At 58.7% G+C, this 14,780-nt stretch carries 12 protein-coding genes and 1 pseudogene; 6 read left to right on the top strand and 7 right to left on the bottom strand.

Annotated features, from left to right (window positions below; genetic code table 11):
* Positions 1-444 precede the first annotated feature (444 nt).
* On the bottom strand, positions 445-2,019 hold the full coding sequence (locus GGD65_RS30840; protein WP_183237705.1) for an ABC transporter substrate-binding protein: 1,575 nt from the start codon (positions 2,017-2,019) through the stop codon (positions 445-447).
* Between the two features lie 638 nt (positions 2,020-2,657).
* On the opposite strand from GGD65_RS30840, the gene GGD65_RS30835 reads away from it, so the two are divergent.
* Positions 2,658-3,011: a hypothetical protein gene (locus GGD65_RS30835; protein ID WP_183237704.1), complete on the top strand. Its 354-nt coding sequence runs from the start codon at positions 2,658-2,660 to the stop codon at positions 3,009-3,011.
* A 222-nt stretch (positions 3,012-3,233) separates the two neighbouring features.
* Entirely contained in the window at positions 3,234-3,980 is a 747-nt protein-coding gene (locus GGD65_RS30830) for a hypothetical protein (protein ID WP_183237703.1), read from the top strand.
* Between the two features lie 7 nt (positions 3,981-3,987).
* Here GGD65_RS30830 and GGD65_RS40450 read toward each other — a convergent pair whose 3' ends face one another.
* The 3 genes and pseudogenes from GGD65_RS40450 to GGD65_RS30820 all read right to left on the bottom strand — a co-directional run bounded on the left by GGD65_RS40450 (position 3,988) and on the right by GGD65_RS30820 (position 5,317).
* Entirely contained in the window at positions 3,988-4,239 is a 252-nt protein-coding gene (locus GGD65_RS40450; RefSeq protein WP_246783456.1) for a hypothetical protein, read from the bottom strand.
* 195 nt (positions 4,240-4,434) lie between these two features.
* A pseudogene (locus GGD65_RS41220) lies at positions 4,435-4,614 on the bottom strand (type IV secretory system conjugative DNA transfer family protein); the annotation flags it as partial.
* A 331-nt stretch (positions 4,615-4,945) separates the two neighbouring features.
* Positions 4,946-5,317, bottom strand: coding sequence for a hypothetical protein (locus GGD65_RS30820; RefSeq protein WP_183237702.1), 372 nt, complete (start codon positions 5,315-5,317; stop codon positions 4,946-4,948).
* A 23-nt stretch (positions 5,318-5,340) separates the two neighbouring features.
* Between GGD65_RS30820 and GGD65_RS30815 the strand changes: the two genes are divergently transcribed.
* Positions 5,341-6,249 carry a LysR family transcriptional regulator gene (locus GGD65_RS30815; protein WP_183237701.1) on the top strand — a complete coding sequence of 303 codons (909 nt, stop codon included), beginning with the start codon at positions 5,341-5,343 and terminating at the stop codon, positions 6,247-6,249.
* Positions 6,250-7,008: 759 nt separating this feature from the next.
* Positions 7,009-7,233 (top strand): helix-turn-helix domain-containing protein, encoded by a 225-nt coding sequence (locus GGD65_RS30810; protein WP_122405255.1) that lies wholly within the window; start codon positions 7,009-7,011, stop codon positions 7,231-7,233.
* Between the two features lie 671 nt (positions 7,234-7,904).
* On the opposite strand, the gene GGD65_RS30805 is transcribed toward GGD65_RS30810, so the two are convergent.
* From GGD65_RS30805 to GGD65_RS30795, 3 genes are all read right to left on the bottom strand, one after another.
* A complete protein-coding gene (locus GGD65_RS30805; RefSeq protein WP_246783455.1) occupies positions 7,905-8,264 on the bottom strand; it encodes a DUF2285 domain-containing protein in 360 nt (119 codons plus the stop codon).
* Positions 8,265-8,451: 187 nt separating this feature from the next.
* Positions 8,452-8,700, bottom strand: coding sequence for a transcriptional regulator domain-containing protein (locus tag GGD65_RS30800; RefSeq protein ID WP_183237700.1), 249 nt, complete (start codon positions 8,698-8,700; stop codon positions 8,452-8,454).
* A gap of 158 nt (positions 8,701-8,858) precedes the next feature.
* Positions 8,859-9,137, bottom strand: coding sequence for a DNA -binding domain-containing protein (locus GGD65_RS30795; RefSeq protein ID WP_183237699.1), 279 nt, complete (start codon positions 9,135-9,137; stop codon positions 8,859-8,861).
* A 2,794-nt stretch (positions 9,138-11,931) separates the two neighbouring features.
* On the opposite strand from GGD65_RS30795, the gene GGD65_RS30790 reads away from it, so the two are divergent.
* Together GGD65_RS30790 and GGD65_RS30785 are read left to right on the top strand one after the other, a co-directional pair.
* Positions 11,932-12,141 carry a hypothetical protein gene (locus GGD65_RS30790; protein WP_183237698.1) on the top strand — a complete coding sequence of 70 codons (210 nt, stop codon included), beginning with the start codon at positions 11,932-11,934 and terminating at the stop codon, positions 12,139-12,141.
* Positions 12,138-14,741, top strand: a complete 2,604-nt coding sequence (locus GGD65_RS30785; RefSeq protein WP_183237697.1) for an AAA family ATPase — start codon at positions 12,138-12,140, stop codon at positions 14,739-14,741. Before GGD65_RS30790 ends, GGD65_RS30785 begins: the two co-directional genes overlap by 4 nt.
* The last annotated feature ends 39 nt before the right edge of the window (positions 14,742-14,780 follow it).

Genomic DNA, 14,780 nt, shown 5'->3' with positions numbered 1-14,780 from the left:
CCGACTCCAGGCGTGCCTCCATGCGCCGGATCTGGTCGGCGTCGCTCGGCCAGATGGCGAGAGCGCTCGCCAGGCTGCATCACGCCGATAGCAGCATGCGATTCGGATTGTCTCGCATTAGCGCTGATCTCACGCGATGGCAGGGCAGTTCCAGCGGCCAGCGCCTTGGCCTCGCTGCCCGTCACGGAAGGATCTGACACCGGCCGCTGCCATTTCAGATCGACGGCAACGGTCGGAACTGCGACGCTACGTATGCGCCGCGGCTTCCCCGCCCGCCGAAGAGCGCAGTCGTCGCGTCGGATCGCCCGCGCAAACTGGATCGCAGGATTGCCGAGGACGATCGTGTCGCCTTGCGAAATCATCACGACGCTACTCGGTTGAGGCCGGCCCCCGAGCTGGGACTGCCATCGCGGGATCGTAGATTGGAGCCGCCGATCATGACGATCACGTCCTGGCTTTGTTGCGCGGCCCGAAATCGAGATCGAGCGTCAGTCCTGGCAACCACGGCACGTCGCGGCGCTTGCCGTAAAACTGTCCCGACACGTGCAGGATAACACAAGGCGGATCCACCTCGTTGATGATCTCGAGCATGCGACGGATGATCGGTCGCCGCTGATCGGGCTGCACGGCATCCTGAAGCTTCGCGCCGAGGGAGAAATATTCCTCGTTGTTCCAAACCCCGATGGACTTTGGCAGGGAGCCGCTGGGACCGTATTCGCGCCAGGGATGACCAAGATGATCGAGAAAGAGCGCCGTGTTTGACGTATCGAATATGGCCCGCACCGGCTGACTTTGAACTTGCGCGAAATTTTCCATCATTTGGATTTTGACGTTCAGACCCACGGCACGCCACATCTCGATCATGATCTGCGCGGTGGAGACTTGATTGGGATAGTAGTTGTTGAGCAGGCGATACGTGATCTGCTCTCCATCGTAGCGCGCAGCTGCGAGCAACTCCTTGGCTCTGGTCGGGTCATAGGCAAGCGCCGGGAATTCTTGGATATAGCCTTCACCATAGCTCGGCAGCTGGTAGCCGTTCGGGATCGGGAGCCGGTTCTCCCATAGACTCTCCACGATCAGCCTGCGATCGAGCGCAAGGCTGATGGCGCGGCGGACGCGTACATCCTTCAGGACCGGATCGGTCTGATCGAAGACGAGCGAGCGGATATTCTGCACGGCGCCGCCCACGACCTCGAGATCGGCGCGCCTCTGGATGCCCTCGAACTGATCCGGCGGAATGTCGGTGACGATATCGAGCTCGCCGGCGAGCAGGCCGTTCACGCGCGCGGAGAGTTCGGGAAGGATCCGATATTCGATGCCTTCGAATACCGGCCGTCCGCCCCAATAGGCATTGTGCGCGGCCAAAGTGACATGGATGTCGAGCTTGTGATCGACCAGCCTGTACGGCCCGCTTCCCACAGGGGCGGTCATCCAGCGCTCCCAAGAGCTCGCGGCCGTGAAGGCGCGTTTGCTGACGATCTCCGAACCCCAGGCCGCGAGCCGCTGCTCGAGGAGCGCATCGCCGCCCTTCGCATGCACGACGACGGTGTAGGGATCAATGATCTCGACCTTCTCGAGGCGGTCGAGCGACTGCAACGCCTCTGACATTCCGCTGCGCCCAGGTCCCAGCAGATGGTCGGGACCCAAGCTGAAGGCCACGTCTTCGGCGGTCAGGGGGGCTCCGTCATGAAAGGTTACATCCTTGCGCAAGAACAATCGCAGCGACTGCGCATCGATCCGTTCCCACTTCTCGGCCAAGCTGGGCCGCAAAGTCATGTCCCGGCCGTGATCGAAGGTGATGAGCGTATCGAAAAGCTGTGGCATGATCCGGCGAATGGCAGTGTCGGTCGCGATGACTGGGTCGAATGCGCGAGGAAATCCGGACATGCCGACCGTTAGCCGACGCCGCGGCAGCCTCCTGAAATCGTTCTCGACAGCCCCAAGGCCCGTGCTGGCCAGCATGCTGGCCGAAAGAGCGCCGGTGAGAGCTTGTCGTCGCGTCAGATCGTAACGGATCATCACTGCCTCGGAATTCAACTTCAGTTTGGATCAAGGATGTTACTGCCGTGACTTCGAGATCGGCATGAGACTTGCGGATGCGGAAAATCGATCGCCCGTCTGGTCTAGGCAAATCCGAATGTGCGTGACCTTAGAAACCCGAACTGCTACGTCGGAATGACGTCCATCGAATAAGTCGATGCAAACTTTCGAATAAGCGATGGACTATGGGTCTCCGACCCGATCGGTCCGCTCGCAATCTTGCGAAATCGAGAGCCGTTCGCGCGCTTGGACCGGACCGACGCGGTTCTTTGATCTTGCGAAAAACGCTTACCCCCAACGCCAAGCTCCTCGGGACAAGCGCGATGTATGCGCAAAGTGATCTGGGACAATTACCTTATCCGCGATCACGCCTCGGCCATGCAGAGGACTTCCTGGCAAATCATTGCCGACCGTGGTGTCCAGAACGTCCAGACATCCTGCCATTCAGGAGATCCTCAGACTTAAAATTCTTACCATCCAACGGCTAAGATAAATTCTCCCGACAAATCATAATCTTAGACGATTGACGGAGCACCGAACCCTTAGCACGAAGTTAGGTCGAACGTTTCTTTTAGCACGCTCGGCGTGTGTCGGAGAGCCGACGAAAGACAAGCGTCATGGAAGACGTCGCGCTGCAAAGGGCTGGATGGAGTCAGGCGGACTTCAATAGCGTTCGCCTACAGAAGAACGCAGGAAGGTTCGGACTCGCCGCTACGAAAACGCGGAAACATATCGCGCGTCTGAAGACCCGGCGTGCCTTTACGCCGCCCGCATCCGCGACTCTGAACCGGTTGGGGCAGCAGCGGCGGATCGCGCATCGGCCCTGGGAGCGCACCCTTCACGCCCGTGAGCGGTCCGCGCAAGTCCAGTGGCTCATCACGGAGCTTGACCGGTTGTTTTTCGAGCTGCTCGGTTTGCGTGAAAACCAGCTCGTTCGCCGGACGGTTTGGTCAAACCGCTTCCGATACTGACGCCAGGAGCTCAGGCACCTTCACGTAGCAGATCGTTCGGATCCCGCAATGGCACGGGGCCAAAAGCAAGTCGATGGTATCTTGGACCAAAGCAACTCATCGTCGACCCGAGATTGCGACGTCCAAGACGTTGATTTATAATCTCTGAAGATATTAGGCCCGTCCCTCTGGGAGAAGGGCCACAAGCAAGTTCAAACGCGAGTTCATTGACGGGAGGAGATCATGAGCCACAAGGCTTTGATGTTCGCTGTTCTGAGCTTCCTGGTCACTTTGCTACCCACCCACGCTCTCGCAGCCGGCCCAACGAAGTACGCGATCCTAACCCAGGGCACGTCATGCTCTCTGGATATATCGGAGGTATCGATCAAGTCCTTTCGACTGCTTGGGCCCGTCAACCAGATAGACAAGCTCGTGGGCAAGGGCATCATCAACGTTCATGTCTGCGAATGCTACCTGATGGCAGGTAATCTGCAAAAGTGTATGCTCGACGCCGTTAGGAAAGCCGAGACTCCTCAATCTCTCACAAGGGAACAGGCAGACCTGCTCGGCGGGAAGATGTTCTTGCTCCTTCCCGACAGGGACGAATTTGTCGCCCTTTACCTGGCCTTGCAGTCAGAGGTATCCGCTACGGCTTTTGAGCTTGCCTCCCACCTGCTCCAGCAGGTTGCCGTAGCGCCATCGCCAGATGCTCCGCCCCCACCTGCACCGCCCCCGCCACCTCCACCGCGAGAGCCCGCAAAGAACGTCGATGCCGAGGGGGCAAAGCGCCATCGAAGCTGTGAAGTTGAGCCACAGATTTGCGTGAAGCCGAAGAAGTCCGAGGGAAAGGAATCCAAATCGTCGGAAGGCCCCGATCTAGTGGCTGAATACGAATTGAAATGCGATGGGTTCCCGCCGATCATCGTTTCCACCGAAGGAAAGGCTGGCTTTAAGATCGGCCCACTCGAGGTCTCTGTTTCAAAGCCCTAGTTGCAGATCACGGTCGCACCGGGCTGTCGCGGGAACGGCATCGTTGGCCAATGCCGGCCAACGATCGTACTTTTGCACCAGCGCCAATGCCCCACGAGCGATAGCTGATCTTTGCGGCGGGCATCGAATAGCCCAGGATGTCCCTGCGGTAGAGAATTAGGCTGCGCCTGCCCGGCAGGCGCAGCACCTCGGAAGTGTCCAGCAGCCAGCGGCCGGTCTCGGAGAGGCCCATCGAATGCTGCTCGCGCATCGTGTCCATTTCGACCGCGAGGTGTCCTGGTTCTTTGCCAGCGACGTTGCTTGGCCGATGATCTCCGAAACGAAACTCGCCGCCTCGAGCTCGACAACGACACCTTGCAGGTCCCGTTCGCGAGGAACGAACCTGACCGTCGGTACAGCTCGCGCTAGCTGGCTCATGTCCTGGAAGACGAGAGGGGGTACAATACGCGCGCAGGTACCCTACTCCGCGCTCAAGCGGGTCAAGGCTGCCCAAGGCAGCCGCCTCATCGAGCAGCAGGAGTACCTTGTGTTTGGAGCGCGGCAGGTGCTTGCCGCGCGTCAGCGCGTCAATGACGCACCCCACCATCACGCGCAGGAAGCCGGGGTAAACCGTGAGTTTCTCCTCGTCGACGATCAGGTAGATGCGTGGAGACTTCGCTCACCAGCTCGGCGAGCCCGGAGGTGGAGGTGGTGCTGATCTCGCCGGCTGGGCTTGCCGAGGACCAGAGGCAGGTGGACTTCTCCGCGTTGGACGGCACGCTGTCCTCGCTGCCTTCCGTCGCCAGGAAACTGCCGGCCAGTTCTCGGGCGCGCCCTTGCTGGCCTGGTGCGTAGCAGCTCCCTGAGGCTCTCCGGCGGTCGCCTTCGAGAGCGTACGTACACCATGGTGCGCAGGTGCGGCTCAAGCCGCACCAAGTGCAGGATGAGGCAGGTCAGCAGGCCTTCGGCCTTGAATATCCATGAAGTCAAGGCTGCTGAAGCTCGCTTCCTTTGAACGCTGCGCGTGTTCCACCTAAGCCCGCGAGATCTTGCCCGAATTCAGCCGCTTGATCGAGGCTCGGCGCTCTCTTGATCTGCGGACATTCCAAGAAGACCTTTCGAGAGGAACGTGGGCTGCTCGACCGTCGCCATGTAATTGCGTCCCGTTCGGGGCGCTTAAATATCCTCGGAAAGCCGTCCACGATCATGAAATCGCAAACTGAACCGTACGCATCGTACCAAAGACCGCCGATCTTGCGCTCAAAATGTCGTTGATCAGCAGTAATCCGACAACGTACATCGACTAATGTGATGAAGCATTCACTTTTGGCAAAGCCTGCCGCGTCACTAGCGGACATTCAAGTCTCTCCCGGAGCAGAAGATGCCTGCCGAACACGATGACGTGCCCCTCAATGCAATCAGAGTGTTCGTGACCATCGCGCGAGAAGGAAGCGTAACACGCGCAGCTCGCACGTTGGGAGCGACACAGAGCTCCGTCAGCCGCTATCTCTCGGTGTTGCAGGATTACTTTGGTATGGACCTCGTGGAACGGAAAGGCCGGCGCAGCGAACTGACGGAATTCGGACGGCTGTTTGTCAACACCGTAGCTGAACCGCTTGATACGGTGTGTTTTACCGCAAAGAGGATGCGGCGCCGGAATCGACCGGACGCCAATCGGATTGTGGTCCGCACGTCGCTTTCCACCTTCGCGTACTCCTTTCTTATTCCGAATCTCCAGGCGTTCTCTGCCGAGATGGGCGGCGTCATCGTCGACGTGATCAGTTCATTGTCGCCGCCCACGTCCTCCGACGACTTCGACATCTTGATTACTCGTGATCTTTCGGTCATTGAACCGGCCGATGATTGGGAGATTTACAATGAGACACTGGTATGTGTCGGATCTCCAAATCATGTCGCGGGAAAAACACTTTCGATCGTTCGCTCACTGCCGGTTCTCAACATCACATCCCGACCCGACGTATTGCCCACATGGCTGAGGGCGATGAACTTGGCCTCGAAGGACATAACGTCGGGAGCGCGATATGATCACAATTATCTTGCGCTGCCGGCTGTCATAACGGGAAAATGCCTGTTGGTGGCGCCTGAAATCATCGTCAGCGATCTCGTGCGCGGGGGTATCCTGAACGTGATACCAGGATCGCGAACTCCCAGCGGCATGCAGTATCGGGCCTATGCGGTCGACCGCAGCGGCAATCCCGAAATCGCTCGCGCCTTTTGCCGATGGGTAGCACGGCTCTGTAAGAAGGCAGCAATCCCGGAGGCGACCTGATATTGTTTGGACCATGTCGGAACTTGGTTATAGGATCCAGTGTAGACCACGGTAGCTCAAACGACAGCGACAGCCTCCAAGGTGGAAACCGAAATAGCACAAAGCTGGCGGAACTGCTCGCGTCCGACTAAATGCATCTTCTTCGCCGCAACCGCTGCTAACCTTATTCAAGGCATCTTCAAAGCGGCCCGATCCTTGCGGCCTCCACAACATTTCCTGCAGAACGTCGTTTGTCGACCGCCATCGAATGTCCTTGGCCGAGAAGCTTCCTATCCGGCATGCCTCGGCTTTTTGCTCATTTGGCGGATCGAGCCAGTGGAGCGGTAAGCGCCTGCCAGTTGAGGACCGTGTCTCACGTACGAGCTTCAGGCAACGGATTTGGTATCTCGAGCGGCCGCATGCACGCCGCGGCAGCTTTGGCCGGCTCTTCCCGTTTTTGCAGCGTCTCGACTCGTTGACAGCGCTTCGCGATCACACTTGCCCGCGATCTGGATGGATACATCCGAGCAACTTTCGCCCAGTCGGCGCCCGCACGCCGGCATCAAGCATGCGCCAACATTATCGGATGTTTCCCGTCAGGAGCCGAGAGCATTTGGATATTACCCGGACCAAAACGAGCAGTGACAGGGTCGCGGGGCGTGCTCAGCACGCTCATTCGAATCCGCGATCGACGTGGTTTCCGTTCACAACGCGCATGCGACGTCACTTTGTCTGGTATATCGAGGTGCAGTATACCGAGCAACCGGCATCCTCTCCCGCATGGACTTGCGGGAGACATTCGCCACCAATTTGCGCCGTCTGCGCAATGCCAGGAGATGGTCGCAAGACGAGCTTGCCTTGGAAGCAAAGATAAGCCGGAGCTATTTGAGCCAGCTTGAAAAAGGCGCGTACTACGTCAGCATAAAGATCATAGGCCGCCTTGCTGACAAGCTCGACGTCGAGCCGGCTGAATTCCTGAAGCGGCCCACAAAGAGAGGTCGCTAGATGACCCAGCCCAGCACATGTCGTGCTCCCAATCCCTTGAACGGGTCCGCAATGCATTGCGACTTCATCCGACAATCAAGGCTACGGCGCTGTCTAGCGAATTTGTCGATGCACATATCGCGCGTCCTTCTGACAGCAATAGCCGAACGGCGCATCCGTCGGCATATCACGGTCGCGCCCTTTTGGCTTTAGCTGGCGGCCGGACCAAGCGCGGTGCTTCGCGATGCGACACTCGCGTTTTGGAGTTCGTATCACGCCGAGATCGAGCCGGACGGGACGGAGCGCGCCGGAAAGCGTGCTCCGTCGTCTTCCGCATACGCCCAGTTTCTCAGATGCTGATCCTGGCGGGCTGGTCTACCGGTCTTTGCTCCTTTCGCGACTGGCTTCAAGTCAACGCGATCCCTGTGAAACGATGGCTCAGGAGATGGTAATGTCGCTCCCGTCCGTGGTCGTTTCCGATACCGCCATTAAGGTCTTCGCGACCATTCCCACGAGATCGGCCCGCTCCTGCTTTCGAGCCCCCGTTCTCAGCAAAGCCCGTTATGATGGATAGACCTGAACCAGCAAAGGCTACGAAGACCAAGAAAATCTGGCCGGAGCAGCCCGGGAGGCTCGGGCCGTGAATTGTGCCTAGGCACAACACAATGTCGGGCAGCCGGCCCGTCAAGAGCTCAGGAGGTGTCCTCGTTGTCTCTGCCCTTGTGACGGAGCAAGTCGCGATAACCGCCCCGCATGAGAAGCAGCCCCTTCTGAACCAGACGGATGGTCCGGCTGCGCAGATCGTGTGTTTTCCAGCCTCGATCCGGAATGCGAACTTTGCCGAACAGGCCTTCCGCGATTTTGCGATAGCTATTCCCTTCCAGCCACCCATCCAGCGCACGCAGAGCGAGGACGAGGCGAAGACGAGCTCGGGGCGGTGGAGCAAGAGGGGGCGGTCCGAGAGGGCGCTGCTCGAGCGCCAGCCAAAATCGATGTGCTGCCTGCAAGCGGATATCGAACTCGCGGTCGAGCGGTAGGTCGACTGTAGCCAATGAGACGCTCGACGGAAGCTCCTTAAACCAAAGGCGATGCTGGACTCCTCCGAGCAGGACGATGCCATGCCATCCATCCGGCGCATGCCGAAGATTCCCGCCTGCCAGTTTGGCGAAATCAAGCTCATATGATTCGGAATTCGTCGAACAGATGGCCGTGCGAACGGCTAGCACGGTCGACAGCGTCTCAGGCGCCCAGAAAACGGCTTGCTTGCCGAACGCCTTTTTCGGATCGGCTGCAAAACGTCAGCCCCCACTTTCGTCGAAAGTCATCGCTCGCCGCGCTGGAAAGTTCGCTACCGGCCAGAGCCGTGAAGGCCTTCTGATACTCGCCGTCGCGGCGAAGCCACTCCCAGGCTATGTCGGCAGTTTCTGCTTGTCTGACTTCGCGGTATGCGCTTTCTGATCTCCAATCGGCACCCGGCATCACGCTCATTTCCCCCATGCTCTCGATGCGCACGCAGGAGAATTGCAGCCCGACAATTGTGACGGTTTCTGGTCGTGCGCGTGCAGGTCTCCCCTACTGATACGCTTTCGCGATGGAATGATCTGCTTGTGCGATGGGAAAGAAGGTCGCGTCGGTTTCAGCCCCCTTCACTCTTCGCTTTTGGGCCACCCCCGGCGCAGGAGATCACGATAGCCGTGACGCGCAGCCCACTTGGCGCGAGCCAGATGACTTTCGAACGCACGGCGTGCGCGATCCGGCTCAACGGTCGGATCGAATCCAAGAACAATGCGCACGACTTCGCGCCAGTCAGCGTTGTCAGCTTCGGCATCGAGAAGGCGCATATAAGTGACGGCGTGCTGCTCGTCGTACGACGTGAGCTCGGGCGCACTCGGCGCCAAATCTGTGATCTTGGAATCGCGCGGCACCCTGGAACTCCTACGAAACCGAAAAACCACGATAAATCAGCGCGATGGTAGCCGTATTTACGGCATCTTGGCACCAGCTCGATTGTCGCGGCTTGCGGAAACCTTTCCTGCAGATCGTCGATCGAAGGCTGCTTTCGGACATCCCGGCGGTCACCGTCCGCAGTTTGTTTCGATCACGATGGCTCCGTTTGGGCCGGTGTAAGCGCCTGCTCCCTTGTTGCCGACCAGCTGGCATCGACGCGTGTGGTATGGCGGACGAACCTGTTGCGTGCTCGCTGGCCGACGGCTGCTCGGTCCAGCCGGCCGGTAAGAACTTCGTTCTCGGTTTCGAACGCCACATGACCCATTTTGCTATTTCGGCCGCGCGACCGCACGAAGGCCACAGCAAGCTCGGTTGTCGTTCCATCTGGTGCCACCAAATGGTTAGCGGCTGATCGCGAGCACGCACGTGCCCGCGCTAGACCGATATGTAGCACGGTCCGAGCAACCTCTTCCCCGGCCGACGCCGGCGGTTTTCCGATCGAGAACTCGGCAATACGTCAGGGGTTCATCATAGACCGTGGGCATCGATTCAACCGGAACAGCATCAATGACGACAGGATAGAGTGGTGGTCTGCATGATCCTGCGAACGGACGGGAGACCGATGCGCGGTTCCGTCATAACGTGCATGAGCGGCACTTTGTGAAGTATATCGGGGTGCGGTATATCGAGCAAGGGTCATCCTTTCCCGCATGGATTTGTGGGAGACATTCGCCACCAATTTCCATCATATGCGCAATGTGAGGGGATGGTCCCAAGACGAATTGCCTACGAGGCCATGATCACCCGGTGCGATCTGAGCAAGCTCGAAACGGGACGTACTACGTCAGCATCAAAATTATAGGTAGCCTTGCGGACAAGCTCGACGTTGAGCCTGCTGAGCTCCTGAAACGTCCTTCAAAAACAGGGCGCTGAGCTAGACCAATCCCAATACAGGTCTTGCTATCGGTCCATTTCCTCTGGCTTTCGTAGCCATTCAATGCTGGTTTAGGAGGTGATTACCGCCGGATGATCTTGCGCACCTGCAGCAGATTGAGCAGTTTTGGTTCTCAGTACGCATGAGATGGCGTCTTGTGAAATATATCGAGGTGCATTATCTCGATACACGGCCTCCTTTCCCGCATGGATTTGCGGGAGACATTCGCTACTAATTTGGGCCGTCTGCGCAACGCGACGAGATGGTCCCAAGACGAACTTGCTTTCGAGGCCGAGATCAGCAGGGCTATTTGAGCAAGCTTGAAAAGTGTACGTACTACGTCGGCATCAAAATCATAGGTCGCCTTGCCGATACGCTCGCCGTTGCGCCTGCTGAGTTCCTGAAACGGCCCGCAAAGACAGCCGCCAAGTAGCCACATCCCAATACGCGTCCTACTCTCAAATTTCTTCTCGATCGAACGGCTCTACAGCTCGCGAAGTACAACGGTGTGATTGCCCGATCAGAAAGTCTGTCAAGCTAAACGCTGCCTTCGGGCAGGACATGATACCCGCTGGTCGCCAGATGATGAGGGATCTTGTTTGTATCATTGGCCCGTTCTCAACCTGTTCCAGCCTGAAGAAGGAATGCCTATCGTACAGAACTCGCGCGTCAAATTCGTCCGAACCGTACGAACGACTTGCTTTCCCGGGGCCGGCATTGTCCCTGCGTCTGGTCGCGCTAAGTGGAAATCCTGAACCGATAGTCAATGAGCACTACAGCGAGCCCTGTACTGCAATGGCGCACGAGCCTTTCCCCCTGCCATGCAGCGCCGTCGGCGGGATATTGAAGGCCGCGCGTCGTGATCCGCAGCAGGACCTCGCCCGCTGCGCGAAGGCAGCAAGTGTCTTCGTCCGCCGGGCTGCCGTTCGACGAGCTGAGATTTCGATGACGGCGGCCAGGCGCGCGCCGTGCCGGCTGCGGTATGCGGCGAGGACGCACCATGAGATCGACCGCGACGTGACGCGTCCAGGTTAAAGGCAGTCGTCGGATTTCCGAGACGCCGTGCCCGCGAGATACCTTTCGTTAAAGGCGACACGTCGTCGGGCTGATCGGCTGATCACAGGCCGGAAATGATGAGAGCGCGTTCCTAGAACTTCAATACTGCCAGCACCATCTGGGCCATCGGGGGGCACCGCAGCCGGCCGACGCGATAGACCGCCATAGAGCGGCGAATACCTTTGGCGGAGATCAACGGAACTCGTGCATGCCGGGCGCATTCGCCATGAAGCGCGAATCTTATTCGATCCGTCCTGGGGACAGCCGATTCATTCAGTTAGCAAACCCCGACGCCAAAAAGGTGACAGTCGCGACCATCGGGCCTGAGCTCTGCATCAGAGGCCGAACAGACAAATGGCAGCATCGGCCGCTTGCCAATGCCTTTCAAAACTGCTGGCGCTGCCGAAGCCCCCGCAGAGGGATGCAAGTTGGCATGTTTCGGGCGAAATGAAGCGCAATGATTTAAGCGACGGATTTGAGATATGTACGCTCCGTACAGTACTTTTGGTTTCAACAGCAGCCTCTAACGGCAATTTGGTCGCACTTCACTTGCGTGGCATGATACTGAGATTACGGCTTATGAGCCCAGAGCTATCGTTGTGTTGGGCCGGGAGTACGAACGGAAGTTGCGACCGGACTTGTGAAGACTCAAAACATCATCGAACCTGGCAAATGATCGCCAGGCAACGAGCTATGATTGTCGGTGACGGGGTTCATCGCGAACAGCCGGCGAGTTATGGCGACCACAATCATCGCGCTTGGTGGGCAGCGAGGTAAACAGCTTGGACACCACGGAAGATAAAATCGAGGCGGCTGAGCCGCCCGCGAAAGTCAAGTCCGTCGCCGCCACCATTCTTGGCGAGTTCTTCGATGTTCTGGAGAAGGAGGAAAGCCTTGGGGAGGTGGCGTCGGGGCTCCGCAAGCTTGTACTTGAAGAGGGCATGCTCCACGAACCCGCCATACGAGCCGCCCTGTTTCCGGATGCGCCATGATCCGGATCGAGACGATATATATTAAGGAATTTCGCGGCATTCGTGACCTGACCCTCGAGTTCAAGGGCCAGAACTTCGCTGCATGCGGACCGAATGGGACCGGCAAGAGCGGCATTGTCGACGCGATCGAGTTCGCTCTGACCGGCGACATTTCTCGCCTCGCCGGCGCCGGGACCGGAGGCCTTTCTGTCAAAGCGCACGGCCCGCACGTCGACAGTCGCAACAAGCCAGAGGCCGCAACAGTGACAGTAGACGTCACTATCCCCGGGCTCGGCAACAAGAAGGCCCGGATTCGGCGATCCGTCAAATCGGCAAGCGCGCCCGAAATTACGCCTGCCGACCAGGATGTCATCGCGGCGTTCGAGAGCGTCAATCTCCACCCTGAATTCGTGCTCTCACGCCGCGAACTGATCCGCTATGTCCTCTCCGAGCCAGGGCAGCGAGCGAAGGAGGTTCAGTCGCTTCTGCGTCTCGATGAGGTCGAGAAGCTCCGCGCCGTCCTGCAGAAGATCGCCAACGCCTCTACCAAGGAGCTTGCTGGCCTCGAACGAGCAGAGAAGGACGCGATCACGAATCTTCTTGCAGCGCTCGACACTGCCCAGCTCACCAAGAAGTCGGTCCTCGATGCGGTCAATCCACATCGCGCACTTCTTGGGCTAGCCCCTCTGCCGGAGCTCGACGCCAACACGTCGCTGAAGGATGGGCTGACCGCGACCACCAGCACCGGGCCAGGGCGCGTGCCGAAGACACAAGCCGCTGCCGACCTTGCCACGCTGAGGGAAGCACTCCAGGCGCTCCAGGCCGATGCGTTCAAACAGGCCTGCTCGACCGCCGATACCAATGCGGCCGAACTCGGCAAGGATGGCGACAGCATCACCGGCCTGTCGCGCGAAGCGCTTCTGAAGTCGGCGCTGGACCTCTACGATGGAACGGCTTGCCCGGTCTGCGACACGCCATTCGAGCCCGATGTCTTCAGGGGTCATCTGTCCGCAAGCCTCGCCCACCTCGACGATGTGAGCAAGCGCCGGGCCGCGCTCGAAGCGGAGCTGAAGCCGATCCTTGACCGTCTTCATGCCGCCGGCACCGCGCTGAACATCATGATCGATTATGCGAGCCTGTTATCGCCTAGGATCGACGCCTCCAAACTGGCGAAATTCAGGACCGTTCTACGTGGCCGATACGAGCAGCTTCAGAAGCTTTTGCCGCTCGAAGACACGCGCGCGGCTCTCGCGGCCGTTCACATCGTTCCGGATCTGGAGCCGACGATGACCGCCCTCGATGCAACCATCGCGGCGATTCCGGAGCCGACCCGGCAGGATGCCGCGCGCGACTTCCTCGTGCTCGCGCAGGAGCGGCTCGAACACTATCGCACGGCGCGTTTGAAACTCGCGGCCGGCAAGCTTCGCGCCGAACGCGCCACAAAAGTGTCTAGCACCTATGGGACGGTGACTACCGCTGCACTCGAAAGGATCTACAAGGAGGTTGAGGCGGCCTTCGCGAGTTATTACCGAAAAATCAACGAGGACGACGAAAGCACCTTCACGGCGAAGCTCATGCCCTCGATCGGCAAGCTCGGCTTCGACGTAGACTTCTACGGGCGCGGTCATTTCCCTCCGGGGGCATATCATAGCGAGGGCCATCAAGATGGGATGGGCCTCTGCCTCTATCTTGCGCTCATGAACCATCTGCTCGGGACGAATTTTACCTTTGCAGTCCTTGATGACGTGCTGATGTCCGTCGACGCTGGCCACCGACGTGAGGTGTGCACTCTCTTGAAAGACAGATTTCCCAACACCCAGTTCATCTTCACGACGCATGACGAGATCTGGCTGCGGCACATGAAAACGGAAGGCCTCATCAAGCACCGGAACTTTGCGCACTTCCGAACCTGGACGGTCGCTTTCGGTCCAACCGAATGGGACGACCGCGATGTCTGGGCCGAACTGGAAGGTTATTCCGCGAAGAACGACGTGCGCGGCGCCGCTGCGCTGCTGCGCCACTATCTTGAGCATTTCGCCAAAGAAGCGTGCGATCGCCTGCGCGCCAGTGTGGAATTCCGTGGCGATGCCCAGTTCATGCTCGGCGACCTTCTTCCGAGGGCGACCAGCACGCTCGGCGACTTGCTCAAGAAAGCAAAGGTAGCCGCCAACTCCTGGAATCAGAAGGACGTCGTCGAGCGCATCATCGCGATCGAAACGACGTTCGGCGAAGCCAAGACCAAGACCGGTTATGAGAACTGGCAGATCAACACCGCCGTGCATTTCAACGAATGGGCCGACCTGAAGAACAAAGACTTCGCTCCGGTGGTGAAGGCATTCCGGACGTTTACCAGCGCATTCGCCTGCGAGACCTGCAACGAGATGTTGTTCGTTGTTCCCGATCGAGGAAAAACGGAAGCGCTGCGATGCGGATGCGGAGCGTTCAACTTCAATCTCCTGCAAAAAGGTGGCAAGGCTGAGCGGCTGAGTTGCAGAAACGTACAATCGTCTCGGCGCCGCAAGTTTTCAGCACGACACAATCTGGCGAGTGGGCGATCCGTGCTTCGCGCCCAACGGCACAAATCCACTACCAGAGCGAACTCAGATCTGATAACACCTTAGGCAAGTGGAGCCGACCAAATGCCGGGCGTTGACTCCCCA

The organism is Bradyrhizobium sp. CIR18, from assembly GCF_014198295.1.
Classification (GTDB): domain Bacteria; phylum Pseudomonadota; class Alphaproteobacteria; order Rhizobiales; family Xanthobacteraceae; genus Bradyrhizobium.
This window is presented reverse-complemented; position numbering and strand designations above follow the sequence as displayed.

Bases quoted from the DNA above. Each gene is read 5' to 3' on its own strand.
- GGD65_RS30820 (WP_183237702.1), bottom strand. From the start codon at position 5,317: ATGTCCGCTAGTGACGCGGCAGGCTTTGCCAAAAGTGAATGCTTCATC.
- GGD65_RS30785 (WP_183237697.1), top strand. From the start codon at position 12,138: ATGATCCGGATCGAGACGATATATATTAAGGAATTTCGCGGCATTCGT.
- GGD65_RS40450 (WP_246783456.1), bottom strand. From the start codon at position 4,239: ATGGACACGATGCGCGAGCAGCATTCGATGGGCCTCTCCGAGACCGGC.
- GGD65_RS30835 (WP_183237704.1), top strand. From the start codon at position 2,658: ATGGAAGACGTCGCGCTGCAAAGGGCTGGATGGAGTCAGGCGGACTTC.
- GGD65_RS30810 (WP_122405255.1), top strand. From the start codon at position 7,009: ATGGACTTGCGGGAGACATTCGCCACCAATTTGCGCCGTCTGCGCAAT.
- GGD65_RS30840 (WP_183237705.1), bottom strand. From the start codon at position 2,019: ATGATCCGTTACGATCTGACGCGACGACAAGCTCTCACCGGCGCTCTT.
- GGD65_RS30815 (WP_183237701.1), top strand. From the start codon at position 5,341: ATGCCTGCCGAACACGATGACGTGCCCCTCAATGCAATCAGAGTGTTC.
- GGD65_RS30800 (WP_183237700.1), bottom strand. From the start codon at position 8,700: ATGAGCGTGATGCCGGGTGCCGATTGGAGATCAGAAAGCGCATACCGC.
- GGD65_RS30830 (WP_183237703.1), top strand. From the start codon at position 3,234: ATGAGCCACAAGGCTTTGATGTTCGCTGTTCTGAGCTTCCTGGTCACT.